This is a genomic window from Caulobacter sp. GW821-FHT11E11, assembly GCF_058808315.1.
In genome coordinates, this window is record NZ_JBXARO010000001.1 from 491,061 (window position 1) to 514,809 (window position 23,749).

The 23,749-nt window shown below is 68.4% G+C and carries 25 protein-coding genes and 1 pseudogene; 12 read left to right on the top strand and 14 right to left on the bottom strand.

Annotated elements, in window-relative coordinates; translation table 11 throughout:
* Nucleotides 1-29: 29 nt before the first annotated feature.
* Nucleotides 30-455, bottom strand: a complete 426-nt coding sequence (locus tag AC1RR5_RS02505; RefSeq protein WP_492919515.1) for a hypothetical protein — start codon at nucleotides 453-455, stop codon at nucleotides 30-32.
* A 5-nt stretch (nucleotides 456-460) separates the two neighbouring features.
* The gene (locus AC1RR5_RS02510; RefSeq protein ID WP_492919516.1) at nucleotides 461-1,423 is read right to left on the bottom strand and encodes an ABC transporter ATP-binding protein; all 963 of its coding nucleotides are present in this window, start codon (nucleotides 1,421-1,423) and stop codon (nucleotides 461-463) included.
* A 142-nt stretch (nucleotides 1,424-1,565) separates the two neighbouring features.
* On the opposite strand from AC1RR5_RS02510, the gene AC1RR5_RS02515 reads away from it, so the two are divergent.
* Nucleotides 1,566-1,883 (top strand): zinc-finger domain-containing protein, encoded by a 318-nt coding sequence (locus tag AC1RR5_RS02515; RefSeq protein WP_492919517.1) that lies wholly within the window; start codon nucleotides 1,566-1,568, stop codon nucleotides 1,881-1,883.
* A 4-nt stretch (nucleotides 1,884-1,887) separates the two neighbouring features.
* Nucleotides 1,888-2,325: an acyl-CoA thioesterase gene (locus tag AC1RR5_RS02520; RefSeq protein ID WP_492919518.1), complete on the top strand. Its 438-nt coding sequence runs from the start codon at nucleotides 1,888-1,890 to the stop codon at nucleotides 2,323-2,325.
* A gap of 336 nt (nucleotides 2,326-2,661) precedes the next feature.
* On the opposite strand, the pseudogene AC1RR5_RS02525 reads toward AC1RR5_RS02520, so the two are convergent.
* Nucleotides 2,662-2,763 (bottom strand): annotated as a pseudogene (locus AC1RR5_RS02525) (hypothetical protein); the annotation flags it as partial.
* Between the two features lie 328 nt (nucleotides 2,764-3,091).
* Here AC1RR5_RS02525 and AC1RR5_RS02530 point away from each other — a divergent pair.
* Nucleotides 3,092-3,634, top strand: a complete 543-nt coding sequence (locus tag AC1RR5_RS02530) for a hypothetical protein (protein WP_492919519.1) — start codon at nucleotides 3,092-3,094, stop codon at nucleotides 3,632-3,634.
* Here AC1RR5_RS02530 and AC1RR5_RS02535 read toward each other — a convergent pair.
* Complete coding sequence (locus tag AC1RR5_RS02535) at nucleotides 3,631-4,530, bottom strand: LysR family transcriptional regulator (RefSeq protein ID WP_492919520.1); 900 nt, start codon at nucleotides 4,528-4,530, stop codon at nucleotides 3,631-3,633. The genes AC1RR5_RS02530 and AC1RR5_RS02535 overlap by 4 nt on opposite strands.
* 95 nt (nucleotides 4,531-4,625) lie before the next feature.
* Here AC1RR5_RS02535 and AC1RR5_RS02540 point away from each other — a divergent pair, with 95 nt between their 5' ends.
* The 4 genes from AC1RR5_RS02540 to AC1RR5_RS02555 all read left to right on the top strand — a co-directional run bounded on the left by AC1RR5_RS02540 (nucleotide 4,626) and on the right by AC1RR5_RS02555 (nucleotide 6,767).
* Nucleotides 4,626-5,624 (top strand): aldo/keto reductase, encoded by a 999-nt coding sequence (locus tag AC1RR5_RS02540; RefSeq protein WP_492919521.1) that lies wholly within the window; start codon nucleotides 4,626-4,628, stop codon nucleotides 5,622-5,624.
* 66 nt (nucleotides 5,625-5,690) lie between these two features.
* A complete protein-coding gene (locus AC1RR5_RS02545; RefSeq protein WP_492919522.1) occupies nucleotides 5,691-6,086 on the top strand; it encodes an SRPBCC family protein in 396 nt (131 codons plus the stop codon).
* On the top strand, nucleotides 6,083-6,562 hold the full coding sequence (locus tag AC1RR5_RS02550) for a GNAT family N-acetyltransferase (protein WP_492919523.1): 480 nt from the start codon (nucleotides 6,083-6,085) through the stop codon (nucleotides 6,560-6,562). Before AC1RR5_RS02545 ends, AC1RR5_RS02550 begins: the two co-directional genes overlap by 4 nt.
* A 61-nt stretch (nucleotides 6,563-6,623) precedes the next feature.
* Entirely contained in the window at nucleotides 6,624-6,767 is a 144-nt protein-coding gene (locus AC1RR5_RS02555; protein ID WP_492919524.1) for a hypothetical protein, read from the top strand.
* Here the strand turns inward: AC1RR5_RS02555 and AC1RR5_RS02560 are convergent.
* The 7 genes from AC1RR5_RS02560 to AC1RR5_RS02590 form a co-directional block, all read right to left on the bottom strand.
* Nucleotides 6,764-8,350, bottom strand: a complete 1,587-nt coding sequence (locus AC1RR5_RS02560) for a long-chain fatty acid--CoA ligase (protein ID WP_492919525.1) — start codon at nucleotides 8,348-8,350, stop codon at nucleotides 6,764-6,766. The genes AC1RR5_RS02555 and AC1RR5_RS02560 overlap by 4 nt on opposite strands.
* Before the next feature lie 62 nt (nucleotides 8,351-8,412).
* Nucleotides 8,413-10,218 (bottom strand): methyl-accepting chemotaxis protein, encoded by a 1,806-nt coding sequence (locus AC1RR5_RS02565; RefSeq protein ID WP_492919526.1) that lies wholly within the window; start codon nucleotides 10,216-10,218, stop codon nucleotides 8,413-8,415.
* A gap of 116 nt (nucleotides 10,219-10,334) precedes the next feature.
* The gene (gene leuB, locus AC1RR5_RS02570) at nucleotides 10,335-11,387 is read right to left on the bottom strand and encodes a 3-isopropylmalate dehydrogenase (protein WP_492919527.1); all 1,053 of its coding nucleotides are present in this window, start codon (nucleotides 11,385-11,387) and stop codon (nucleotides 10,335-10,337) included.
* 10 nt (nucleotides 11,388-11,397) lie between these two features.
* A complete protein-coding gene (locus tag AC1RR5_RS02575) occupies nucleotides 11,398-11,700 on the bottom strand; it encodes a putative quinol monooxygenase (RefSeq protein WP_492919528.1) in 303 nt (100 codons plus the stop codon).
* A gap of 134 nt (nucleotides 11,701-11,834) precedes the next feature.
* On the bottom strand, nucleotides 11,835-12,443 hold the full coding sequence (leuD, locus tag AC1RR5_RS02580; RefSeq protein ID WP_492919529.1) for a 3-isopropylmalate dehydratase small subunit: 609 nt from the start codon (nucleotides 12,441-12,443) through the stop codon (nucleotides 11,835-11,837).
* On the bottom strand, nucleotides 12,443-13,879 hold the full coding sequence (gene leuC / locus AC1RR5_RS02585) for a 3-isopropylmalate dehydratase large subunit (protein ID WP_492919530.1): 1,437 nt from the start codon (nucleotides 13,877-13,879) through the stop codon (nucleotides 12,443-12,445). The genes leuD and leuC overlap by 1 nt, the downstream gene beginning before the upstream one ends.
* 284 nt (nucleotides 13,880-14,163) lie before the next feature.
* Nucleotides 14,164-15,129, bottom strand: coding sequence for a LysR substrate-binding domain-containing protein (locus AC1RR5_RS02590; protein ID WP_492919531.1), 966 nt, complete (start codon nucleotides 15,127-15,129; stop codon nucleotides 14,164-14,166).
* 285 nt (nucleotides 15,130-15,414) lie between these two features.
* Between AC1RR5_RS02590 and AC1RR5_RS02595 the strand changes: the two genes are divergently transcribed.
* Nucleotides 15,415-16,374, top strand: a complete 960-nt coding sequence (locus AC1RR5_RS02595) for a M23 family metallopeptidase (RefSeq protein WP_492919532.1) — start codon at nucleotides 15,415-15,417, stop codon at nucleotides 16,372-16,374.
* 63 nt (nucleotides 16,375-16,437) lie between these two features.
* Here AC1RR5_RS02595 and rplS read toward each other — a convergent pair whose 3' ends face one another.
* Both rplS and trmD read right to left on the bottom strand, forming a co-directional pair.
* Nucleotides 16,438-16,833, bottom strand: a complete 396-nt coding sequence (gene rplS, locus AC1RR5_RS02600; protein WP_454761749.1) for a 50S ribosomal protein L19 — start codon at nucleotides 16,831-16,833, stop codon at nucleotides 16,438-16,440.
* A gap of 3 nt (nucleotides 16,834-16,836) precedes the next feature.
* Nucleotides 16,837-17,574, bottom strand: coding sequence for a tRNA (guanosine(37)-N1)-methyltransferase TrmD (trmD, locus tag AC1RR5_RS02605; RefSeq protein WP_492919533.1), 738 nt, complete (start codon nucleotides 17,572-17,574; stop codon nucleotides 16,837-16,839).
* A 130-nt stretch (nucleotides 17,575-17,704) separates the two neighbouring features.
* On the opposite strand from trmD, the gene AC1RR5_RS02610 reads away from it, so the two are divergent.
* Entirely contained in the window at nucleotides 17,705-19,330 is a 1,626-nt protein-coding gene (locus AC1RR5_RS02610) for a ubiquitin-activating E1 FCCH domain-containing protein (RefSeq protein WP_492919534.1), read from the top strand.
* A 75-nt stretch (nucleotides 19,331-19,405) separates the two neighbouring features.
* On the opposite strand, the gene AC1RR5_RS02615 is transcribed toward AC1RR5_RS02610, so the two are convergent.
* A complete protein-coding gene (locus tag AC1RR5_RS02615; protein ID WP_492919535.1) occupies nucleotides 19,406-20,341 on the bottom strand; it encodes an isopenicillin N synthase family dioxygenase in 936 nt (311 codons plus the stop codon).
* 163 nt (nucleotides 20,342-20,504) lie between these two features.
* Here AC1RR5_RS02615 and AC1RR5_RS02620 point away from each other — a divergent pair, with 163 nt between their 5' ends.
* From AC1RR5_RS02620 to AC1RR5_RS02630, 3 genes are all read left to right on the top strand, one after another.
* Entirely contained in the window at nucleotides 20,505-21,176 is a 672-nt protein-coding gene (locus AC1RR5_RS02620; RefSeq protein ID WP_492919536.1) for a YiaD family glycine zipper/OmpA-like lipoprotein, read from the top strand.
* Nucleotides 21,177-21,335: 159 nt separating this feature from the next.
* Complete coding sequence (gene cerH / locus AC1RR5_RS02625) at nucleotides 21,336-22,376, top strand: ceramide hydroxylase CerH (RefSeq protein WP_492919537.1); 1,041 nt, start codon at nucleotides 21,336-21,338, stop codon at nucleotides 22,374-22,376.
* A 54-nt stretch (nucleotides 22,377-22,430) separates the two neighbouring features.
* The gene (locus tag AC1RR5_RS02630; protein ID WP_492919538.1) at nucleotides 22,431-23,429 is read left to right on the top strand and encodes a sterol desaturase family protein; all 999 of its coding nucleotides are present in this window, start codon (nucleotides 22,431-22,433) and stop codon (nucleotides 23,427-23,429) included.
* The last annotated feature ends 320 nt before the right edge of the window (nucleotides 23,430-23,749 follow it).

Here is a 23,749-nt window from a genome sequence, read left to right on the forward strand (position 1 = left end):
CGCGGCCTTCTCGACGCTTTCTAATGCGCCTAACGCTTGCGAAAGCGCTTCGCCTCGGCCTCGAGCTTGGACATCCAGGCTTCCGGCTCCGTGCTTTCCGGCTGGAAGGGCAGGGTTCCGGCCACGCCGCGCACTGCCAGCCACAGCGGCGCGGAGAAGTGACCCAGCACGCGCAACGGTCGGCGCTTGTCGTCGGTGACGTCCCAACCCTCGGCCTCGAACGCGGCGACCTGCGCGGCCGGTGGCCGGGTCTCGATGTCGTCCCAGTCGGCCGGCCGTTCCACCGCCTCGGCGTCGTCGGTGGTCAAGCCGAACAGGGCGAGCACGCAGGCGTCGATCTCCGGATATTCGGCCCGGGCCTCGGGCTCGGCGAAGTCGCGCTTGAGCAACGCCCGGTACTCCAGGTCATTGACGCCGGGGAGGTCGATCAGGCGCCGCAGCGCGTTGCTCGTCATGCGCTTTAGTCCTTCGTCGGATCGGCGGCGTTCGGGTCGCCATAGGTCAGGGCCAGGAAGACGTCCTCCAGGTCCGGGTCCTCGGTGGCGATGTCCTTGATCTGGATGCCGCCGGCCCGCACGGCCGCCAGCACCTGCTCGACGCTGGACTGGCCGGTGCGATAGCTGACCTGGAAGGCGCCATTGGCCCGCAGCTTGGTGTCGAAGCCGGCCAGGGCCGGGGCGGTCGTCACCGGGCTCTCCGGCGTGACCACGACGTTGCGGCTGTCCATCCGGCGCAGCAGGGTCGCGGTCGGCTCGCAGGCGACCACCTCGCCGCGATTGACGATGGCGATCTCGTCGCACAGCTCCTGGGCTTCCTCGAGATAGTGGGTGGTCAGCACGATGGTGACGCCCAGTTCGTTCAGGCCCTTCACATAGTGCCAGAGCTGCCGACGCAGCTCGACATCGACGCCGGCGGTCGGCTCGTCGAGGATCAGCACGGGCGGCTGGTGGACCATGGCCTTGGCGACCATCAGGCGGCGCTTCATGCCGCCCGACAGCTGGCGGACATAGGCATTGGCCTTGTCGCCCAGGCCCAGCGCGTTGAGCAGCTCGTCGGTGCGGCGCTCGTTCTTGGGCACGCCATAGAAACCGGCCTGCACCTCCAGCGACTCGCGCGGGGTGAAGAAGACGTCGGCGGCCAGTTCCTGCGGCACCACGCCGATCGCGGCGCGGGCGTCGCGCGGCCGCAGGTCGATGTCGCGGTCCCAGATCTTCACCGTGCCCGAGCTCTTGCGCACCAGGCCGGCCAGGATGTTGATGAAGGTCGACTTGCCCGCGCCGTTGGGACCCAGGAGGCCGAAGATCGAGCCGCGCGGGATCTTCAGGTCGACACCGTTCAAGGCCCGCTTTTCCGGCGAGGTCTTGGTGCCGGCATAGGTCTTGTACAGGCCTTCGGCTTCGATGGCGTAGGCGGGCAGGTCCATTGAGCGTCCAGATCGGTAAGCGAGAAGGTCGGGAAACGTCGTTTGAGGCGCCCGTCGATTGACGGCGCCTTTGAGCGTCGCATAGGTATGCCTGGTTCGCCGCCGCGCCAAGGCCGCGATCCGAATTCAGGGACTTCCCAATATGGCCAAGGCCAAATCCACCTCCGCCCTCGACGCCCTTCCCGGTTCGGCGACAACCGAGCCCGCGACGGTCCCGACCGCCATGGACACCCTGGCCCAGGTCGGTCCCGCGCTGGAGACGATCATGGTCCGCTCGCACCGCATCGCCTGTGACGGCGTTGGCGGAGCCCTGGGCCATCCGCGCGTGTGGCTGGAGATGGGCGCGGCCGGTTTCGTCGACTGCTCGTACTGCGACCGCCGCTTCGTGGCCGCGACCGGCGAGGGCGACGAGGACGAGCGCCTGGCTCCGGGCGTCTACGAAGGCGCCGGCGGTCACTAAGTCTGTGACCGACAGTTTCCTGGAGGCCCAGCGGGCCGAGACCCTCGCCAAGGCTTGGGAAAAGGCCGAGTGGCCGCACGAGGCGCCGGTGCTGCGCGCCATCGCCATGCCGTCCGACACCAACCCCGAAGGCGACATCTTCGGCGGCTGGCTGCTGTCGCAGATGGACCTGGCCGCGGCCTCGATCGCCTTCCACCGCGCGGCCGGCCGCTGTGCCACCATCGCCGTCGACGGCATGACCTTCATCAGCCCGGTGTTCGTCGGCGACGAGGTCAGCCTGTTCGCCCGCGTGGTCCACACCGGCCGAACCTCTCTGAAGGTCCAGGTCGAGGCCTGGCGCCGCCGCCGCGACGCCGAACAGGCCCACAAGGTCACCGAAGGCGTCTTCACCTTCGTGGCCATCGGCGACGACCGGAAGCCGCGTCCGCTGCCGGTGTTCTGACACGCGTCCGCCGCTTCACGCGATTGCTCGCTGAAGGGATGGAAAGGGCTGCGGAGCGCCGGACAGCGTCCGGTGTAGGGGAAGTGAGTACCGTTTCGACGAAGCCAGACGCTCCGCGCGGTCGTTATCCGGAAGCGTGACGCCGTGATGCTGTTCGCACCCCGACATCCTTGAAGCCTCCGACGGGCGGGCCCGGCCGCGAAGCCTGGTCCCGGATGTCCGGGTTTCCCCGGACCTGTCGCCTCATCGGGCCTCGTCCAACGTCGTTTCTGTGTTCCAGGGTCGACTACCGCCAGATGGACGAAGTTGCGGAGCTGCCTCCGCGCCGACGAGCGCGCCCGCTCGATCGCCCCCCGCCGCCGCAATCGGTCGCTGGCCATGCGCCCTTTCCTCGCGACGAGGTGGGTAGACTGTACGGCGGGATTTGGAGGTGGGGATGGAGGGCGGTGAACGCTCGTCCTTTGCTCACCCTCTCCCATAGGGAGAGGGCGGGGCCCATGCGCAGCATGGGAGGGTGAGGGGTTTCACCGCTGGCCGGAAAGGTCACGGAATGTCAGCAGCTTGCGCGGACTCAGGACCGGCTTCGCCTAACCCCTTACCCTCCCGCCGCTCGCGGCGGGTCCCTCCCTCTCCCTCTGGGGGAGGGGGCAACACCCGTCTCCGTCGACGCGCCCGCCGTCGATTTCACCCCGACCTCACATTTCCCTCATGCCGCTCAGGTCGCTCCCGCCCCACGGTCCAGCCTCTTCCAACCGAGGCCTCACCCATGACCACCGACATCACCCTCAAGCGCGGCAGCCGCTGGACCCTGCTGGTCTGGATCTCCGCCGCCCTGCTGCTGCTCACCCCCGCCGTCGCCATGCGCTTCACCACGGAAGTGGCCTGGACGCCGTTCGACTTCGTGGTCTGGGGCGCGATCCTGTCGCTGGCCTGCGGGACGTTCGAGCTGGCCGTGCGGGCTTCGGGCAGCCTGGCGTTCCGGGCCGGGGTCGCGGTGGCGGTCGTGATCGGCTTCCTGGTCGTCTGGGTCAGCGGCGCGGTCGGGATCATCGGCGACGAGGACAATCCGGCCAATCTGATGTTCGGCTGCGTGCTGCTGGTCGCGGCCGCCGGCGCCTATGTCGGGCGGTTCAAGGCGCCGGGCCTGGCGCGGGCCATGATGGCGGCGGCGTTCCTGCAGGCCGTGGTGGCGGTCATCGCCCAGCTGATCGGCTCGGTCGAAGGCTTGGTCGCCGGCGGCGTGCTCACCGGCGCCTGGCTGCTGTCGGCCTGGCTGTTTGGCCGCGCCGCGCGGGCCGAGGCGGCCTAGAAGCCGAACCGCTCGGCCTTCACGAAGTCGACGAAGGCCCGCAGCGGGGCGGGCATGTGGCGGCGGCTGGGATAGTAGAGATAGGGCCCGCTGAACGGCGGCAGCCAGTCGTCCAGCACGCTCTCCAGCCGTCCCGCCGCGATCGGCTCGGCCACGAAGTCTTCGAAGGTGGCGAGCAAACCCACGCCCGCCTCGCAGGCGGCCAGCTCCAGGTCGAGATTCGTGCTGGTCAACCGCGCGGGCGGATCCAGGCGGATCGTCTGGCCGCCCTTCTCGAACTCCCAGGGGTAGGATGCGCCGCTGGGAAAGCGGTGGCGGATGGCGGCGTGGTTCAGCACGTCGCGCGGATGCTGGGGCCGGCCGTGGGCGGCGAAATAGGCCGGCGCGCCGACCAGCACGAACCGCTGCGGCCCCGACAGCGGCACGGCGATCATGTCCTTCTCCAGCCGCTCGTCGTAGCGCACGCCGGCGTCGAAGCCGGCGGCCAGCACGTCGATGAACTGGTCGTCGGCGATGATCTCGACCGCCACGCCCGGATGCTGGGCCAGGAAACGGGGGATCAGGCGCGGCATCACCACCTTGGACACCACCAGCGGCACGTTCAGGCGCAGGGTGCCGGTGGGGCTGTCACGGAAGGCGTTGACCTCGTCCAAAGCCAGGGCGACGTCGGCCAGGGCGGGGGACAGGCGTTCGAGCAGCTTCTGGCCGGCCTCGGTGGGGGTGACGCTGCGGGTGGTGCGGTTGAGCAGGCGTACGCCCAGCCGGGTCTCCAGCCGCCGCACGGCCTCGGACAGCGACGAGGCCGAGACGGTGCGCAGGGCCGCCGCCGCGCGGAAGCCGCGGGCTTGCGCCACGGCGGTAAAGGCGTCGAGATCGGCGAAGTCGGCGTGCTGCATTGTGCGAAATCCCGAACGGCCCGTGCGGACCTTGTTGGATTATCGCACGGCGGGTCCAGGCGCATAACCCTCCTCACCACAAGGAGAGACCCCCCATGAAAACCCGCCAGCTCGGCAAGACCGGCCCCGTCGTTTCCGCCTTCGGCCTCGGCGCCATGGGCATGTCCGACATGTACGGCCCCAGCGACCGGGCCGAGAGCCTGGCCACCTTCGACGCCGCCGTCGAGGCCGGGATCACCCTGATCGACACCGGCGACTTCTACGGCATGGGCCACAACGAGATGCTGATCGGCGAGGCGCTGAAGAGCCACAAGCGCGACAAGCTGGTGATCAGCGTCAAGACCGGCGCCCTGCGCGATCCGGCCGGCGGGTTCCTGGGCTATGACGCTCGCCCGGCCGCGATCAAGAACTTCCTGGCCTATAGCCTCAAGCGCCTGGGCGTCGACTACATCGACATCTACCGCCCCGCGCGCCTGGATCCGGACGTGCCGATCGAGGACACGGTCGGGACGATCGCCGAGATGATCCAGGCCGGCTACGTCCGCCATGTGGGCCTGTCGGAGGTGGGCGCGGAGACCATCCGCCGGGCCGCCAAGGTCGCCCCGATCGCCGACCTGCAGATCGAATATTCGCTGGTCTCGCGCGGCGTCGAGAAGGACATCCTGCCCACCCTGCGCGAGCTGGGCATCGGCATGACCGCTTATGGCGTGCTGTCGCGCGGCCTGATCAGCGGCCACTGGACCAAGGCGCGCTCGGAGAACGTCGGCCGCGATTTCCGCGCCCATAGTCCTCGGTTCCAGGGCGAGAACCTGGACGCCAACCTGAAGCTGGCCGAGGCCCTGGGCGCGGTCGCCGAGGTCAAGGGCGTGACCACGGCCCAGGCCGCCATCGCCTGGGTGGCCTCGCGCGGCGACGACATCGTCCCGCTGATCGGCGCCCGTCGCCGCGACCGCCTGACCGAGGCCCTGGGCGCGCTGGAGGTGAGCCTGACGCCTGAAGACCTGGCCGCCATCGAGGCCGCCGTGCCGGCCCAGGCGGTGGCGGGCACACGCTACGCCACGGCGATGATGTCCCACCTCGACAGCGAACGCTGACCTCTTGCGTGACGGGCCGGGACCGTCGTCAGATGGGAAACCCCAGATGACGGCGGAGCACGCTTCATGTTCGAGTCCCGGCACATCAGCATCCGGATCCACAAGCCGGCGGCGGCGGTCTACGCCTTCACCAAGGATCCGGAGAGCTTCACCAAATGGGCGGCGGGTCTGGCCTCGGGCCTGACGCCCGAGGGTGATCGGTGGATCGCCCACGGGCCCGGCGGCGATGTCCACGTGAAGTTCTCGGCGCCGAACGACTACGGCGTGCTGGACCACTGGGTGACCCTGCCCGACGGGACCGAGCTCTACATGCCGCTGCGGGTGGTCGCGAACGGCGAGGGGGCCGAGGTGGTGATGACCCTCTACCGCCCGCCCGGCATGTTCGACGACGCCGCCTTCGCCCGCGACGCGGCGGCGGTGGCGCGGGACCTGGCCAAGCTGAAGGCGCTGGTGGAAGCATGAGCGTCACGCTGAGGCCGACGCGGCCGGGCGACCTGGGCTGGATCATCCAGCGACACGGCGAACTCTATGCCGCCGAGGAGGGCTGGGACCACCGGTTCGAGGGCGTGGTGGCCGGCGTGGTGTCCGACTACGTCAAGACCTTCGACGCCGCCCGCGAGGCCTGCTGGATCGCCGAGCACGAGGGCCGGAAGGTCGGCTCGATCATGCTGGCCAAGGAGACCGACACGGTCGGCCGCCTGCGCCTGCTGCTGGTCGAGCCTGCCGCGCGCGGCCTGGGCGTCGGCGAGGCCCTGGTCGAGGCGTGTCTCGCGCGAGCGCGCGAGGCCGGCTACGCCGAAGTGATCCTGTGGACCCAGGCCAACCTGCTCCCGGCCCGGCGGCTCTACGCCCGGTTCGGGTTCGTGCTGGAAGACAGCTGGCCCTATGACGGCTTCGGCGACGGCCTGGTGTCGGAGAGCTGGCGGCTGAAGTTCTGACGGCGAGATCGGCGATGAAAGGCCTTGAACGGGTCGAGGATTTCGCGGAACCCTTGCGGCCATGTTCAAGACGCTTCTCATTCACTGGCGACGCAATCCCTGGGTCGCCTTCCTGCAGTTGGTGCTCGCCATCGTCGTTCTCCGCCTCGTGATGGAGTTCGGCGGCGGGTTCGTGGACGGGCTGACCGCGAGCTTCCGGAACTAGCCGCCCGTGAGGCGCCCCTTCCACGCCTCGCGCAGGACCTTCTTGTCGATCTTGCCGGTGGCGGTCAGGGGCACGGCGGCGAAGACCACGTCGTCGGGTGTCCACCACTTCACGATCCTCGGCGCGAGGTAGTCGAGCACATCGGCCTTGCTGACGTCGGAGCCTTCGTGGGCCTCGATGACCAGCAGGGGGCGTTCCTCCCACTTGGGATGTGGCACGCCGACCACGGCGGCGATCTTCACGCCGGGGCAGCCGACGGCGACGTTTTCCAGGTCGATCGAGCTGATCCACTCGCCGCCGGACTTGATGACGTCCTTCTGGCGGTCAGTGATGCGCATGAAGCCGTGGGCGTCCAGCGTAGCGATGTCGCCGGTGTCGAACCAGCCGTCCTCGCGGGCCGCGTCGGCCTCTTTGCGGAAGTAGCGGCGCACCACCCACGGGCCGCGCACCAGCAGGGCGCCGGAGGTCTCGCCGTCCCAGGGGGCGTCGGCGCCGTCCTCGGTCTCGACCTTCAGCTCGATGCCGAACTGCAAGCGCCCCTGGCGGGTCCAGATCGCCTCGTCCATGGCCTCTTCGCCCAGGGCGGCGAGGGCGGGCGTGGGGGTGGCGACGACGCCGATCGGGCAGGTCTCGGTCATGCCCCAGATCTGCAGGGTCTGGACGCCGTAGAGCCGCTTGAACGCCTCGGCCATGGCGCGCGGCACGGCGCTGCCGCCGATGACGACCTTCTTCAGGCTGTCCGGCCGCTGGCCGGTCTTCTCCAGCCAGTCCAGGTACATGGTCCAGATGGTCGGCACGCCGCCGGTGAAGGTGACGCCCTCGCCCTCGATCAGGTCGTGGAGTGAGGCGCCGTCCATCTTGTCGGCGGGCAGCACGAGCTTTGCCCCGCACAGCGGCGCGCTGAACGGCAGGCCCCAGGCGGTGGCGTGGTACAGGCTTGAGCAGGGCATCACCACGTCAAAGGCAGTGAAGCCGAACGCGCTGTTGAGGCCTCCCGCCATGGCGTGCAGCACCACGGCGCGGTGCGAATAGAGCACCCCCTTGGGATCGCCCGTCGTGCCCGAGGTGTAGCAGAGGAAGGCCCCGGCGTTCTCGTCGAAGACCGGCCAGTCGATCGTTTCTGGCTCGCCGGCGATCAGGGTCTCGTAGCCGTCCGACAGCATGACGAAGGTCTTCACCGTGGTCAGCTGCGGGGCGATCCGCTCGACCAGGGCGGCGAAGTTGCGATCGTAGAACAGCACGCCGCTTTCGGCGTGATTGATCGTGTAGACGATCTGCTCGTCGAACAGCCGTGGGTTGGCCGTGTGCAGCACCGCGCCGATCCCGGGGACGGCGTAGAACAGCTCCAGATGCCGGTGGGTGTTCCAGGCCAGGGACGTGACCCGGTCGCCGGCCTTCACGCCCAGCCGCCGCAGCGCGTGGGCGGCCTGGGCCGCGCGCCGCGCCAGGCCGGCATAGTCGTAGCGGTGCAGGGGCTCGTCGATCAGGCGCGAGACGATCTCGCGCCCGGCATGGGCCTGGGCGGCGTAACTCAGGATGCCGCTGATCATCAGCGGCGTCGTCTGCATCAGGCCCGGCGTCATCGGCCCCTCCCACTTTATCGTTGGGAGGGAGCCTAGAAGTGAACAGCATTCAGGGAAAGCCGTCAGGCGGCGCGGGCGGCCGCGTCCGTGCGTTCCGAACCGACCTGGAAACGGCTGACCAGCACCGCCAGCTCGCCGGCCTCGCCCTTCAGCGAGTGGGTGGCGGCGGTGGCTTCTTCCACCATGGCGGCGTTCTGCTGGACGACCTGGTCCATCTGGTTCACCGCGACATTGACCTGGTGCAGGCCGGTGGACTGCTCCTGGGCCGAGGCGGCGATCTCTTTCACGAGGCTGTCGATCGAGGCGACCTGGCCGACGATGGCGCGCAGGGCCTCGCCGGTCTGAGCGACCAGGTCCACGCCCGCGCCGACCTGCTGCGACGAGGTCGAGATCAGGGTCTTGATCTCCTTGGCCGCATCGGCCGAGCGCTGGGCCAGCGCGCGGACTTCCTGGGCGACGACCGCGAAGCCGCGACCGGCTTCACCCGCGCGGGCGGCTTCGACGCCGGCGTTCAGCGCCAGCAGATTGGTCTGGAAGGCGATCTCGTCGATGACGCTGATGATCTGGTTGACCTGGGCCGAGCTGCTTTCGATCTGGCTCATGGCGCTGACGGCCTGTTCGACGATCGCGCCCGACTTCTCGGCGCCGGCGCGGGCCTGGGCGACCAGGCTGGAGACCTCCAGCGCGCCCGAGGCGGTCTTGCGGACCGTGGCGGTGATCTCGTCCAGGGCGGCGGCGGTCTCTTCCAGGCTGGCGGCCTGCTGCTCGGTGCGGCGCGACAGGTCGTCCGAGGCCTGGGCGATCTCGTCGGAGCCGCTGTTGACGCCGCCGGTCGCGACGCCGATCGCGCGCATGGCCTGCTGCATACGCTCAGCCGCGCCGTTGAAGTTGGTCTTCAGGCTCTCGGCCTTGGGCGAGAACGGGATGGTGATCCGGTGGGTCAGGTCGCCGCCGGCCAGGCGGTCCAGGGCCTGGGTCAGGGCGCCGATATTGATCGCGTCGCTGCGGGCGACCTCGGCCTTCTCGGCTTCGTTGGCGGCGCGCTCGGCCTCGACCTCGGCGCGGTGAGCGGCGGCCTGCGCCTCGACCCGCAGCTTCTCGATCGCGGCGTCCTTGAAGACGGCGACGGCGTCGGCCATCTGGCCGACCTCGTCCTTGCGGCCGACGGCGGGGACCTCGACGGCGTTGTCGCCGGTCGAGAGCCGGCGCATGGCGGCGGTCATGGCCGCGACCGGCGAGCCGATCGTGCGCGACAGCAGCCAGCCCATCAGGCCGGCGATGGCTACGGCGACGGCGCCGCCGATCAGCAGCGCCAGGTGCGCGGTCCGCTGGGCGTCCTCGGCTTCCTGGGCGCGCACGGCGACCCGGGCCTGGGCGGCGACCAGCAGTTCCTTCTGGATGGCGCGGATGTCGGAGAGGCTCTTCTTGCCCGTCAGCTGGCCGGCCTGCTCGCGGCCCGTGGCCGGGTCGGCCATCAGGGCCATGGCCGGCTCGCCGACGGTCTTGCGCCAGGTCGCCATCGCCTCGCGCAGGCGCTGGATGCGGGCCTTCTGTTCGGGAACGGTGGTCTTGGCCTCGAAGGCGTCCAGGCGGTCGTCGAACTTGCCCTTCGACTCCGCATAGGTGTCGGCGAAGCTGGGGTCGCCCATGATCACGTAGCCGCGCAGGGCGTTCTGCTGTTCCAGCACCAGCGCCATGACTTCCTCGGCCTGGGCGGCCAGGCCCAGGCTGCGCTGGGTCGAGACCATGGCGTCGTCGATACGCTTGAGGCTGGCGAACACCATGACCGACGAGATCGTCGAGGCCAGAATGACGGCGCAGAACGCAGCGCCGAGTTTCACTGGTATTCTAAGGTCTTGGTACCGCATATCCCCGAATCCCGAACAGCCTGGTGAGTAAGTTCAAGGAATTCGGGGATAAGCTTTAAAGACTCATTGCAAAATTTGCATATAGCAACGTTATGTTAAGAACGACGGTCTTCGACCTATAGGTTCGAAATGACCGCGTCGCCCATCTGAACAGTGCTCAGCGCGCCACCCAGGTCCTTGGTCTTGGCGCCTTGATCCAGGGTTTTCTTGACGGCGGCCAGCAGGGCATCGGCGGCCTCGACCTGCTTCAGCGACCAGCGCAGGGCCATCTCGAACGACAGGATGGCGGCCAGCGGATTGGCCAGGCCCTTGCCGGCGATGTCGGGGGCCGAGCCGTGGATCGGCTCATACAGGCCTGGCTTGTTGGGATCGCCGATGGCGGCCGAGGGCAGCATGCCCAGCGAGCCGGTCAGCATGGCCGCGGCGTCCGACAGGATGTCGCCGAACAGGTTGTCGGTGACGATAACGTCGAACTGCTTGGGCGCGCGGACCAGCTGCATGGCGCAGTTGTCGGCCAGGATGTGTTCCAGCTGGACGTCCGAATATTCGCGGGCGTGCAGCTCGGTGATGACCTGCTTCCACAGCAGGCCCGACTCCATGACGTTCGACTTCTCGGCCGAGTGGACCTTGTTTGTCCGGCCCCGGGCCAGCTCGAAGGCCACGCGGCCGACGCGCTCGATCTCGCTGGTGGTGTAGACGGCGGTGTCGAAGCCCTTCTTCTGGCCGTCGGCCAGGGTCTCGATGCCGCGCGGCTCGCCGAAATAGACGCCGCCGACCAGCTCGCGCACGAACATGATGTCCAGGCCCGAGACCAGCTCGGTCTTCAGGCTGGAGGCGCCGGCCAGGGCCTCGAAGCAATAGGCCGGGCGCAGGTTGGCATAGACGTCCATGGCCTTGCGCAGGTTCAGCAGGCCCGCTTCCGGGCGCAGGTGGCGCGGGGCGTTGGCCCACTGCGGACCGCCGACGGCGCCCATCAGCACCGCGTCGCTGGCGATGGCCTGGTCGCGCACCTCGTCTAGCAGCGGCGTCCCGTGGGCGTCATAGCTGGAGCCGCCATAGGGAGCTTCCGACACCTGGAGGTCGGGGGTGATGGCGGCGGCCACGCGGCGCACCTGCGCGCAGACTTCAGGACCGATGCCGTCGCCGGGCAGGAGGAGCAGGGTGGACATGAGCTTCTCTCTAAATCTTGCGGTAGTCGGAAACGTCGAACGATTGGAGGTCGCGGCCGTGCACGCCCAGCTCGGCGCAGGCGGCGCGCCAAGCGGCCATGTGCGGGGTGGCGCGGTGGTGCTCCAGCGCCGCCTCGCTCTCGAAATGCTCGTAGACGCGGATCAGGCCGGGATCCAGCGGGTCCTCGGTCAGGGCGTAGTCCAGGCAGCCGGGCTCGGCGCGGGTGCCTTCGACCTGGGCGCGAAGGTGTGGGCGGAGGTCGGCTAGGCGCTCGGGGGCGATGCGGATCGTGCCGGCGAGGATGAGGGTCATCTCAGCATTCTCCCCCTTCCCCCTTGATGGGGGAAGGGTTGGGGATGGGGGTGACAGCCTGTCAGGGTTTAGCGCGGCCGAGCCGCCGCATCACCCCACCCCTACCCCTCCCCATCAAGGGGAGGGGAGGCGGATCAGGCCTCCAGCCAGGGCTGGCTGATCGCGCGCTTGCTCTCGAACACGTCGATGTCGCCGCCGTGCTGCAGGGTCTCGCCGATGGCGTCCAGGCCCTTGAGCATCTTCTCCTTGCGTACCGGATCGATGTCGAAGCCGATGGTCTTGCCCGAGGGCGAGACCACGGTCTGGGCTTCCAGGTCGACGCTGACCATGTGGTTGCCGCCCTTGGCCTCGTCCATCAGCAGCGACAGGTCTTCAGCGCTGACCACCACCGGCAGCAGGCCGTTGTTGAAGCAGTTGTTGTTGAAGATGTCGGCGAAGCTGGTCGAGATCACGCACATGATCCCGAAGTCCATCAGGGCCCACGGGGCGTGCTCGCGCGAGCTGCCGCAGCCGAAGTTGTCGCCGGCGATCAGCACCGAGGCGTTCTTGTACTCCGGCCGGTTCAGCACGAAGTCGCTGATCTCGTTGCCGTCGCCGTCGAAGCGGAAGTCGTAGAACAGGCCTTTAGCCAATCCTTCGCGCTCCACGGTCTTGAGGAACTGCTTGGGGATGATCTGGTCGGTGTCGATATTGGCCAGCTCCAGCGGAGCCGCGCGGCCGTCGAGTCGGGTGAAGGCGCGCATCAGGCGGTCTCCTCCAGGAAGGTGCGCACGTCGGTCAGGTGGCCGGCGATCGCCGCCGCCGCCGCCATGGCGGGGGAGACGAGGTGGGTGCGGCCGGCGCGGCCCTGGCGGCCTTCGAAGTTGCGGTTGCTGGTCGAGGCGCAGCGCTCCTGCGGGGCCAGCTTGTCGGGGTTCATGGCCAGGCACATCGAGCAGCCGGGCTCGCGCCAGTCGAAGCCGGCGGCCTTGAAGATGGCGTCCAGGCCTTCTTCCTCGGCCTGTTCCTTCACCAGGCCAGAGCCGGGGACGACCATGGCCTTGACGTGCGGGGCCACCAGGCGGCCGTGCAGGAAGGCTTCCTGCACCACGGCGGCGGCGGCGCGCATGTCCTCGATCCGGCTGTTGGTGCACGAGCCGATGAAGACGCGGTCGATACGGGCTTCCGAGATCGGCTGGCCGGCGGTCAGGCCCATATAGTCCAGCGCCCGGTGGGCGGCCGCGCGCTTGTCGGGCGTGGCGAAGCTTTCCGGATCGGGGACGTTGCCGGTGACCGGGATGACGTCCTCAGGGCTGGTGCCCCAGGTGACCATCGGAACGAGGGCCGAACCATCGATGACCACGGTGCGGTCGAAGACGGCGTCCTCGTCGGTGAAGAAGGTCTTCCAGTGCGAGGCGGCCATGTCCCAGGCCGCGCCCTTGGGCGCGGCGGGCTTGCCCTGGATATAGGCGAAGGTCTTCTCGTCCGGCGCCACCAGGCCGGCCTTGGCGCCGCCCTCGATGGTCAGGTTGCAGAGGGTCATGCGGCCCTCCATCGACAGCTCGCGCACGGCCTGGCCGGCGAACTCGATGACATAGCCGGTGCCGCCGGCGGTGCCGATCGCGCCGATCACGGCCAGGGCGATGTCCTTGCCGGTGACGCCGGGGCCGAGGCTCCCGTCGACGCGGACCAGCATGTTCTTGGCCTTCTTCTGGCGCAGGGTTTGCGTCGCCAGGACGTGCTCGACCTCGGACGTGCCGATGCCGTGGGCCAGGGCCCCGAAGGCGCCGTGGGTCGAGGTGTGGCTGTCGCCGCAGACGATGGTCATGCCCGGCTGGGTGCGGCCCTGCTCGGGACCGACCACGTGGACGATGCCGTTGCGGATGTCGCCCATCGGGAAGAATTCGATGCCGTTGTCGGCGACGTTGCGAGCCAGCGTCTTGAGCTGCAGGCGCGCTTCCTCGTCCGCCACCGCGTCGACGCCGAGGGCTTGGCCCTCGGTCGGGATGTTGTGGTCGGCCACGGCGAGGGTGCGATCGGGCCGGCGCACCTTGCGGCCGGCCGCGCGAAGCCCTGCGAAGGCCTGCGGGGTGGTGACCTCATGGATGAGGTGCAGGTCGATATAAAGGATCGCCTCGCCGTCGGTTTCGCTGACGACGTGGTTGTCCCAGATCTTGTCGTAAAGGGTTTTGCCGGACATGGCGGGGATATAGGGCGGATCGTGCGCCAAAATCCAGTGTCGGGCCGGGCCTGCGACAGATTATTCCCCTCTGTGGCTTGCCGGTCCTGAAACGACATAGGGCGCGCCAGTGGTTTCGGCGCGCCCTAGCATCATTCTTTGCTTCCGGGGGCCGATGGCTCCGCCCGGAAAGGGCCGTCCACTAGAAAGGAGACGGTCAGGAAGCCCGGCCTGGGCCGGGGGTGAAACCACCATCTCACGGAACGCGGTTTTGTCAACAAGGTGCTAACGCACTTAAAGCTTGGCTATGGCTGCGGCCTCGCCAGCGGCGAGACAGCGGGCGACTCCAAAGGCGCCAGCGCGGCGTAGCGGGCGATCAGCGGATCGGCGGCGGCCTGGGCCAGCACCCAGTCGCGGAAGGCGGCGATCTTGCGCACCCGGGCCCGGTCGCTGGGATAGGCCAGCCAGTAGCCACCGGTGTAGCGGGCCACCACGTCGAACGGCATGACCAGCCTTCCTTCGGCCAGCTCGCGGGCGAAGAAGATCGGCGAGCCCAGGGCCGCGCCGTGGCTGGCCAGGGCGCTGGCGACTTCCAGGGCCTGGGCGTCGGAAGCCAGGCGCGGGGTCAGGCGGTCCTGCGCCACCGTGACGCCGGCGGCCTGGAACCACTCTTCCCACTCGCGGGCGATGCCGATGCGGGCGACGTCCAGCAGGTCCTCGGGCTTGGAGAGGCCGCCGATCCGGGCCAGAAACTCGGGCGAGACCAGCGGGGTCTGGACGGCCGGAACGAGAAAGTGCGCCGTCATGCCCGGCCATTTCCCCTGGCCGCCGCGCAGGGCCATGTCGAAGTCCCCGCGCGCCAGGTCGACGACCCGGCTGGAGGCCTCCAGCCGCACGGCGATGCTGGGGTGGGCGATCTGGAAGCCGCCCAGGCGCGGGGCCAGCCACTGGCCGCCCAGGCTCTGGACCGTGGTGATCGACAGCACGCCTTCCTCGGCCTCGACCAGGTCGGAGACCGCCGCCCGCAGCAGCGAGATCGCCTCGGTCGCCGCCCGCGACAGGCGCTCACCGGCCGGGGTCAGGGTCACCTCGCGCGGCAGGCGGTTGAACAGCGGCTGGTCCAGGCGCTGCTCCAGCGCTTTGACCTGCCAGCTGACGGCGGCCTGGGTCACGCCCAGCTCGTCGGCCGCGCGGGTGAAGCTCTTGAGGCGAGCGGCCGCCTCGAACACGCGGATGGCGGCGAGCGGCAGGCGGGACAGGATGTCTGGCATAAGCTTGCCTTATGCATAGCCAAGGAGGCCGCGTTTGTCATCAGGTCGCTGAACGCCGATCTTCCACGTCATCGATAGCCAAGGAAGGCCGCGATGATGGACCAGGCGCTCAAGATGCATAAGGAAACTTCGTTCGGATGGGTGCTGGCGCTGCAGCAACTGTGGATCGCGCTGCGCACGCCCAGCCCGCCCGAGAAACACCCCCGCCTGATCGCTCCGCGATAAGGCCCCTTGATCCGGTGCGGACGCTCCCCACGTCCTGAAGCTAGGGTGAGGGGACGCGACATGACCGACAGTCTGACCCGGCGCGGGGCCATGGCCGCCCCTCTGGCGCTGGCCTTCGCCTCGGGTCTCGCGCGCGCTGCCGCCTCGGCCCCTCGGCAGCCCCTCGCCGTGGTGCGGGTCGAGGGCCAGCGGCGCGCGCTCTTCGAAGTCGCCAAGGGGCCGGTGACCGTGCGCGAAGGCGATGTCGTGCTGGGCCGGTTCGAAGGCGTCTTCGTCGAGCTGGACCTGCCGGAGACGACCCGCCGCCTCTCCGTCGAGGCCGGCGGCCAGATCACTATCCTCGACCTGCCCGCCTACGACGGCCCGATGCTGGGCCCGCCCCTGCGCGGCGGACCGTGGGCGGCGATCTACAAGGCCGACTGGCCGCGCGGTCATCGGCGGGTGTTCTACGGCGGACGCCTGCCGGGCCGCACCGCGATCGACTGGGTGCGGCTGGACGACCGGGGTCGCATCGCGATCGGCGACCCCGACCTCGCCAGGAGCGCTCTCGGCTACGGCGCCGACGTGCTGGCCGTCGCCGATGCGTTGGTCGCTGCCGCCCGAGACGAGGTGCCTGAGGCCGAGCGGATTTCGAAGAACGGCAAGCACCCCGAGGACCTGGCGGCCGGCAACTATGTCTCGCTGGATCTCGGGAGCGGCCGGTTCGCGATCTACGAGCACCTGATCCCCGGCAGCTTGCGGGTGAAGCCCGGCGATCGTGTCGCCAAGGGCCAGGTCATCGGCCGGCTGGGTTTCTCCGGCGACTCCACCGGCCCGCACCTGCATCTGCATGTGGCCGACGCGGCGCGTCCGCTCCTGGGCGAGGGCGTCGGCTACGGCTTCGAGTCCTTCACCCTGCTGGGCCGTTACGAGGATCTCGGCCGCCTGGGCTCCGCGCCCTGGACGCCGCTCTCGAGCCTGGCCCCCGAGCGGCGCAACGAGCTGCCCGACTCCAACGTCGTGGTCCGCTTCCCCGACTGACGCGCAAAGAAAAAGGCCCCGGCGTTTCCGCCAGGGCCTCGTTCATTTCCGTGGACCGGAAGCTTAGGCTTCGGTCGAGGCCGAAGCCTTCGGGCCGCCCGAACGCTCGGCGATACGGGCCGACTTACCGCGACGGTCGCGCAGATAGTACAGCTTGGCGCGACGGACGACGCCGCGACGCTTGACTTCGATGCTTTCGATGCTCGGCGAGAGCAGCGGGAACAGACGTTCCACGCCTTCGCCGAACGAGATCTTGCGGACCGTGAAGCTCTCGTGGACGCCGGCGCCGGCGCGGGCGATGCAGACGCCCTCATAGGCCTGAACGCGCTCGCGCTCGCCTTCCTTGATCTTCACGTTGACGCGCAGGGTGTCGCCGGGACGGAATTCCGGGATCGCGCGGACGGCCAGCAGACGGGCCGCTTCTTCTTGCTCGAGCTGAGCGACGATGTTGATCGCCATGGTCTATTCTCCTTTGGGCTTACCCGTTTTCGGGTCGCCTTTTGCCTGTTGATTGGCGAGATGCGCTTCCCAGAGATCTGGACGCCGCTCGCGGGTCGTTTCTTCACGCATACGCTTGCGCCATTGGTCGATCTTCTTGTGATCGCCCGACAGCAGCACCTCGGGGATATCCAGTCCTTCGAACGTCCGCGGTCGCGTGTACTGCGGATGCTCGAGGAGGCCGTCCTCGAAGCTTTCTTCCAGCGTGCTCTCGATATTCCCCAGAACACCCGGGGCAAGTCGAACGCACGCCTCGATCACGACCATCGCCGCCGTTTCTCCTCCTGCGAGGACAGCGTCTCCGACCGAGATCTCCTCGAACCCGCGGGCGTCCAGCACCCGTTGATCCACCCCCTCGAAGCGGCCGCACAGCACCACGATACCGGGCGCCTTGGACCACTCTCTTACGCGCGCCTGGGTCAGGGGCCTGCCCCGGGCGCTCATGTACAAAAGCGGCCGACCGTTCAGCTCCACACTATCGAGCGCAGAGGCGATGACGTCCGCTTTGAGCACGGCTCCCGCGCCGCCACCCGCGGGGGTGTCGTCGAGGAAGCCGCGCTTATCCTTGGAAAAGGCCCGAATGTCCAGTGTTTCCAAACGCCACAGGTCCTGCTCGGTCCAGGCGGTCCCGATCATCGAGACGCCGAGCGGGCCGGGGAAGGCCTCGGGGAACATGGTCAGGACGGTGGCGGTGAACGGCATCCGGGCTCTTTAGCCTCACGACGCGTCGGAGTCGAAGGGGTGTCGAGGGCCGCGTTCACCAACAGCGTTTTCGGCTTGTTCACCCTCCTGGGCCAAGTTCAGGGCGAAAAACCTCGTCCGAGATCCGCCCATGTCGACCCTGAGCCGCCTGATCCGACGCCTGAGCCGAGGCGCATACGCCCTTGGCGGCCGTCTGCGGCGCGACCAGCGCGGCGCGATCGCCGTCCAGTTCGCGCTGCTGGCCATCCCGCTTTCGGTGCTGGTCTTCGCGCTCGTCGACCTCGGCCGCATCGGTGTGCAGCGCCGGCAGATGCAGGACGCCCTGGACGCGGCGACCCTGATGGCCGCCCGCTCGACCGCCACCACGGACGCCGAGCTGGAAGCGATCGGCGACCCGGCCTTCGTGGCCGAGATCGCGGGCCTGAACCTGGGCCTCACCGCCTCGAACGCCAGCTTCAAGAACGGCGCGACCAACCACATCATCGGCACGGCCAGCGGCACCCTGAAGCCGATCATCGCCAACCTGTGGACCGGGTCCAACTTCGACGTCGTGGCGACGTCGGACGTGGTCCGTTCGTCCAAGGACCTGGAAGTGGCCGTCGTGCTCGACATCACCGGCTCGATGTCCGGTTCGCGGATCACCGACCTGAAGACGGCCTCGTCCGACCTGGTGGACATCATCGTCCGCGACGTCCAGACGCCGTTCTATTCGAAGGTGGCGATCATCCCGTACTCGGTCGGCGTGAACGTCGGGACCTACGCCGACGCCGTCCGCGGCCCCATCCCGGTGCGCGACATCACCGGTATCACCAAGGCCAACCAGGCGGTGGTGACCGCCAACAACCACGGCTTCATCGTCAACGACCAGATCTCGTTCGCCGGCATCGTCGGCATGACGGCGCTGAACGGCAAGACCTACAACGTCAAGAACGTGACGACGAACACCTTCACCATCGACGCCAACACGTCGAGCACCAACGCCTACACGTCCGGCGGCAAGGCGACCTGCGAGAAGAGCACCAATCCGGGCTGCAAGATCCTGGCCTTCACCAGCGCCAGCAACACCTCCGAAGAGCGCGACATCAGCACCTGCGTCAGCGAGCGGACCGGGACGAACGCCTATACCGACGTGGCGCCCAGCACGACGTATGTCGGGACCAACTATCCGACGACCAAGGACGACAGCAACTCGGCCAACCCCTGCCCCAGCGCGACGATCACGCCGCTGTCCAGCGACAAGGCCATGCTGAAGGCGCAGATCAATTCGCTGGCGATCGGCGGGTCGACCGCCGGCCAGATCGGCTTCGCCTGGGGCTGGTACATGGTGTCGCCGAACTTCGGCTATCTCTGGCCCAACGCCTCGCAGCGCCCGGCCCCGTATCTGACCAAGGACCTGATGAAGGTCGTGGTGCTGATGACCGACGGCGCCTTCAACACCCCCTACTGCAAGGGCGTGATCGCCAAGGACGCCGGCAGCGGCAGCGGCTCGAGCAGCGACCACAACAGCTGCAACTCGACCAACGGCGACCCTTTCGCGCAGACCAAGAAGATGTGCGACGAGATGAAGAAGAAGGCGACCTACGACCTGACCATCTACACGGTCGGCTTCGACGTCGACGACGACACCGCCAAGAGCATGCTGCAGTACTGCGCCAGTAAGAGCGAGAACGCCTTCTTCCCGTCGACGGGCTCGGAGCTGAAGACGACGTTCAAGTCGATCGCCCAAGAGATCTCGGCGCTGCGGATCGCCAAGTAAGCGGTTCGCCGCCCAACGAAAAAGCCCCGCCGGAGCGATCCGGCGGGGCTTTCTTTTTGGTCGATGCAGGCGGCCCTAGGCCAGCTTGATCTCGCGCAGGCGCTGCTGGAGGAACTCGTCGGCCGTGATCGACTCCGGATAGCGGTCCGGGTTCTCGGGCGTGACGCAGTTGGGCAGGGTCTTGATCTCGTAGTCCGACGCGAAGTGCAGGAAGAACGGCGTCGAGTAGCGCGGCAGGTGGCGGCGCTCGGGCGGCGGGTTCTGCACGCGGTGGATGGTCGAGGGCAGGACGTGGTTGGTCAGGCGCTCGAGCATGTCGCCGATGTTGATGACGATGCAGCCCGGCGGCGGGTTGATCGGCAGCCAGTCGCCGTTGCGGTCCTGCAGCTCCAGGCCGCCTTCTTCCGCGCCCATCAGCAGGGTGATGGTGTTGATGTCACCGTGGGCGCCGGCGCGCACGCCGGTGGCGTCCAGCGGGATCGGCGGATAATGCAGCAGGCGAAGCACGCTGTTGCCGTCCTGGACGGTCGGCTTGAAGAAGTCGCGGTCCAGCTTCAGGTAGGTGGCGATGGCCTCCAGGACCTTGCCGCCCATGGTGTCCAGCGCGTTGTAGAACCAGCTGACGTCGTGCTTGAAGGCCGGGATCTCGGCCGGCCAGACATTGTCGGCCATGGTGGCGCGGAAGCGGTGGCCGGGCGGCAGCTCGCGGCCCATGTGCCAGAATTCCTTCAGGTCATGATGCGTGGCGCCCTTGGCGGTCTCGACGCCGAACGGGATGTAGCCCCGCGCGCCGCCCTTGACCCCGGCATATTGTTTCTTGGTCTCGACCGGCAAGGCGAAGAAGGCCTTGGTGTCGGAAATGGCCGCGTCGATACGGTCCTGCGGGATGTCGTATTCCGACAGCACGGCGAAACCGTAGCGCTCGAACGAAGCGCCAAGCTCCTGAGCGAAGCGCGGGAAGTCCTTGCTGTAAAGCGTGAACGAGATCGGATCGATGGCGGAGGTGGACACGTCTGGCAGCCTTGGAATTAGTAAGCTCCTTCTTACTACACCGAGCTGGGGACGAAACGAAGGCCGTTCATCCAGGCTTCAGGCGCGGTATTGGAACTTGACCATAAGATGGGCGTTTGCCCGTTTGACCTTGATCTACAACAAAGACGTGGGAGTTGCGACAATGCGCAAGACCGCCCTGGCCGCCCTGCTGATGGGCGCGGCCGCCCTCACCGCCTGCAGCACCACCGATCCCTATACGGGCATGCCCGTGCGCAACAACACCGGCACCGGCGTGCTGGCCGGCGCTGCTGGCGGCGCCCTGCTGGGCTACCTGACCAACACCAACAAGGGCGAGCAGGGCCGCAAGAACGCGCTGATCGGCGCGGGCATCGGCGCGCTGGCCGGTGGCGCGGTCGGCAACTACATGGACCGCCAGCAGGCCGACCTGCGTCGCAGCCTGGAGACCTCGGGCGTGATGATCCGCCGCAACGGCGATCAGATCGTGCTGGTCATGCCCAGCGACGTGACCTTCGCCGTCGACAAGTCGGACGTGCAGCCGCAGTTCACCCGCGTGCTGGACGACGTGGCCCGCACGCTGAACGCCTATCCGCAGACCACGATCGACGTGGTGGGCCACGCCGACTCGAGCGGCGGCGCCGACTACAACCAGGGCCTTTCCGAGCGCCGCGCCAGTTCGGTGGCGGACTATCTGACCCATGAGGGCCGGGTGCTGCAGGACCGCGTCTTCGTGGCCGGCATGGGCTCGCGCCAGCCGATCGCCGACAACGCCACGGCCGCCGGCCGGGCTCAGAACCGCCGGGTCGAGATCATCCTGCGGCCGCTCACCCAGTAGCGCGCCAGGGTTAAGTGTGCGCGGTTAACCCGCCCGGGTGCGCGCCCACTTCAATGACGCTTAAGGGCGCGGAATTGTCGCGTCTTTGATCCAAACGGTTGCTTTTCCTCGCGTCGTCGCCAATTCGTCACTCTGAGTTAGAGGCGGCGCGAGGTCGAAGTGAACAAGTTGGCGAGCCAAGGCGTCAGTCTGACCAAGCAGGCCTATGGCCTGACCGAAGACCTGATGACGCCCAACGCGGCCGTCTACTGGATCGACCTCGTCGTTTCAGCCGCCCTGATGTGGGCCGGCCTTTACGTCGCCGCGACGACCGCCAGCCTGGCCATCGGCCTGATCGCGGGCCTGGTCAGCGTGCTGGCCCTCTATCGCGGCCTCAGCTTCATCCACGAACTGACCCACCTGCGCGCCGACGAGACGCCGGGTTTCCTGGCCGGCTGGAACTTGCTGATCGGCGTGCCGCTGATGACCCCGTCGCTGATGTACGAGGGGGTGCACAACATCCACCACATCAAGGACCGCTTCGGCACGGCGCTGGATCCGGAATATCTGCCGCTGTCGCGCTTCACGCCGCTGAAGCTGGCGGCCTTCCTGTTCGTAGCGCTGCTGGCCCCGCTGGGCGTGATCCTGCGCTCGGCCATCCTGATCCCGCTGTCGTTCGTGATCCCGCCGCTGCGCGTCTATGTGCGCACCAAGCTGTCGGCCCTGATGATCAATCCCGACTTCGAGCGCGAGGACCTGCACCGCTGGCGCGCCGGCTGGGTCGCCCAGGACGTCGCCTGCTGGCTGTGGTCGTGGGCGGTGATCGCCGCCACGGTCGCCGGCTGGCTGCCGCTGCGCTTCGTACTGGCGGGGCTGGCGATCTTCGCCGTCGCCACCTTCGTCAACCAGGCCCGCACCCTGGTCGCCCACCACTGGGACAATGACGGGGGCAAGATGACCCTGGACGAGCAGTTCCTGGACTCGGTCAACGTGCCCCCGCCGAACCTGGCGTCCGAGCTGTGGGCCCCGGTCGGCCTGCGCTACCACGCCCTGCACCACCTGCTGCCGCGCCTGCCGTACCACAACCTGGGCAAGGCGCATGCGCGGCTGGCCGAGGCCTTCGCGGCGGACTCGATCTATCATCAGGCGTCCGAGAAGGGCCTGTTCGAGGCCCTGGCCGACCTCTTCCGCCGCGTGGGCCAAAAGCAGCCGGCGCATTAAGCGTCAATTGAGGCGTGGCGTGTAAGGAGGTCTCCTCAACGGAGGTCTTCGGACGTGGCGACGGCCGGACAACTGATCGATCTTGCGGGCGCCGCCCATCGGCTGGCCGCGCCGCTGCTCGACACCCTGCTGCCGCTGGGCTCGACCTTCTCCCTGGTCTCGCTGGCCAGCGCCCTGGTCATCGGCGCCCTGCACATCGTGATCAGCCGCCGGGGGCGGGGGCGCAAGACCTCGCCGCGCCTGCTGCTGAAAGCCCTCTTCCTGCGAAAAGTCTGGCTGACGGCGTCCAGCCGCGCCGACCTCGTGTTCTTCGTGTTCAACGTCTGGGCCGCGGGCTTCATCCTGGGTGCGGCGCTGCTGTCGAGCCAGGCGATCTCGCGCGGTCTGGCCGGCTGGCTGGGCGAGGCCTTCGGGGCGGGGCCGCTGAGCATGACGCCCTGGCCGCTGGTCGCGGTGGTCGGCAGCGTGCTGGGCTTCCTGGCCTATGAGCTGGCCTACTGGTTCGACCACTGGCTCAGCCACAAGGTCCCGTTCCTGTGGGCCTTCCACAAGACTCATCACACGGCTGAGGCGCTGACGCCGCTGACCATCTACCGGGTCCATCCGATCGAGAGCCTGAAGTTCGTCAACATCGCCGCGGTGGTGACCGGCGCGACCGGCGGGGTGCTGGCCTGGGCGTTCGGGGCGGCCTGGCATGAGCCGCTGATGTTCGGCCAGAACGCGGTCTTCCTGGTCTTCATCATGACCGTGCTGCACCTGCAGCACTCGCATGCCTGGATGACCTTCGCGCCGCTGGGCAAGTGGCTGCTGAGCCCGGCCCACCATCAGATCCACCACTCGGCCGATCCCGCCCACTTCGGCAAGAACCTGGGCAGCTGCCTGGCCGTCTGGGATCGGATGTTCGGCACCCTGCACGTGCCTGGCGCACGGCCTCGGGGCCTGACCTTCGGCGCAGTCGCCGAGGATCCTCACAGCCTGACCGGCGGCTTCGCCACGCCGTTCGTCGAGGCCTTCCGCCCGCCGCCGCGTCCCGAGCTGCAGGCGGCCGAATAGAAAACACGGCGCGGACCCGGCGGGGGTCCGCGCCGCGAAGGCTTGGAAGTTCACGCGGCGGATCCGCATCGCCCAACAGTTCCCCACCGGGACGGGGCGGACCTGACCGCTCAGCACAAGGCCGCCAACCAAGGGAATGGGGGCTTTGGCCTCGCGCTGCCGTTCCGGTAGAGCCGGGCCGCGCGCCGAGCAATCGGCGTGGCCAAGGTTGAGACGGACGGTCAGCAATCTGAGACGCCGCGCCGCGCGCCCAAAGCCAAGTTGACGGCTCGCCGTTTCCGCATTTTTCTGGGCGGCTCAGGTATCGCGGGTTTGAGTTC

Excerpts from the sequence above, each read along its gene's own strand:
- AC1RR5_RS02505 (WP_492919515.1), bottom strand. The coding sequence starts at position 455 with ATGACGAGCAACGCGCTGCGGCGCCTGATCGACCTCCCCGGCGTCAAT.
- AC1RR5_RS02510 (WP_492919516.1), bottom strand. The coding sequence starts at position 1,423 with ATGGACCTGCCCGCCTACGCCATCGAAGCCGAAGGCCTGTACAAGACC.
- AC1RR5_RS02515 (WP_492919517.1), top strand. The coding sequence starts at position 1,566 with ATGGCCAAGGCCAAATCCACCTCCGCCCTCGACGCCCTTCCCGGTTCG.
- AC1RR5_RS02530 (WP_492919519.1), top strand. The coding sequence starts at position 3,092 with ATGACCACCGACATCACCCTCAAGCGCGGCAGCCGCTGGACCCTGCTG.
- AC1RR5_RS02535 (WP_492919520.1), bottom strand. The coding sequence starts at position 4,530 with ATGCAGCACGCCGACTTCGCCGATCTCGACGCCTTTACCGCCGTGGCG.
- AC1RR5_RS02540 (WP_492919521.1), top strand. The coding sequence starts at position 4,626 with ATGAAAACCCGCCAGCTCGGCAAGACCGGCCCCGTCGTTTCCGCCTTC.
- AC1RR5_RS02545 (WP_492919522.1), top strand. The coding sequence starts at position 5,691 with ATGTTCGAGTCCCGGCACATCAGCATCCGGATCCACAAGCCGGCGGCG.
- AC1RR5_RS02550 (WP_492919523.1), top strand. The coding sequence starts at position 6,083 with ATGAGCGTCACGCTGAGGCCGACGCGGCCGGGCGACCTGGGCTGGATC.
- AC1RR5_RS02555 (WP_492919524.1), top strand. The coding sequence starts at position 6,624 with ATGTTCAAGACGCTTCTCATTCACTGGCGACGCAATCCCTGGGTCGCC.
- AC1RR5_RS02560 (WP_492919525.1), bottom strand. The coding sequence starts at position 8,350 with ATGACGCCGGGCCTGATGCAGACGACGCCGCTGATGATCAGCGGCATC.
- AC1RR5_RS02565 (WP_492919526.1), bottom strand. The coding sequence starts at position 10,218 with ATGCGGTACCAAGACCTTAGAATACCAGTGAAACTCGGCGCTGCGTTC.
- leuB (WP_492919527.1), bottom strand. The coding sequence starts at position 11,387 with ATGTCCACCCTGCTCCTCCTGCCCGGCGACGGCATCGGTCCTGAAGTC.
- AC1RR5_RS02575 (WP_492919528.1), bottom strand. The coding sequence starts at position 11,700 with ATGACCCTCATCCTCGCCGGCACGATCCGCATCGCCCCCGAGCGCCTA.
- leuD (WP_492919529.1), bottom strand. The coding sequence starts at position 12,443 with ATGCGCGCCTTCACCCGACTCGACGGCCGCGCGGCTCCGCTGGAGCTG.
- leuC (WP_492919530.1), bottom strand. The coding sequence starts at position 13,879 with ATGTCCGGCAAAACCCTTTACGACAAGATCTGGGACAACCACGTCGTC.
- AC1RR5_RS02590 (WP_492919531.1), bottom strand. The coding sequence starts at position 15,129 with ATGCCAGACATCCTGTCCCGCCTGCCGCTCGCCGCCATCCGCGTGTTC.
- AC1RR5_RS02595 (WP_492919532.1), top strand. The coding sequence starts at position 15,415 with ATGACCGACAGTCTGACCCGGCGCGGGGCCATGGCCGCCCCTCTGGCG.
- rplS (WP_454761749.1), bottom strand. The coding sequence starts at position 16,833 with ATGGCGATCAACATCGTCGCTCAGCTCGAGCAAGAAGAAGCGGCCCGT.
- trmD (WP_492919533.1), bottom strand. The coding sequence starts at position 17,574 with ATGCCGTTCACCGCCACCGTCCTGACCATGTTCCCCGAGGCCTTCCCC.
- AC1RR5_RS02610 (WP_492919534.1), top strand. The coding sequence starts at position 17,705 with ATGTCGACCCTGAGCCGCCTGATCCGACGCCTGAGCCGAGGCGCATAC.
- AC1RR5_RS02620 (WP_492919536.1), top strand. The coding sequence starts at position 20,505 with ATGCGCAAGACCGCCCTGGCCGCCCTGCTGATGGGCGCGGCCGCCCTC.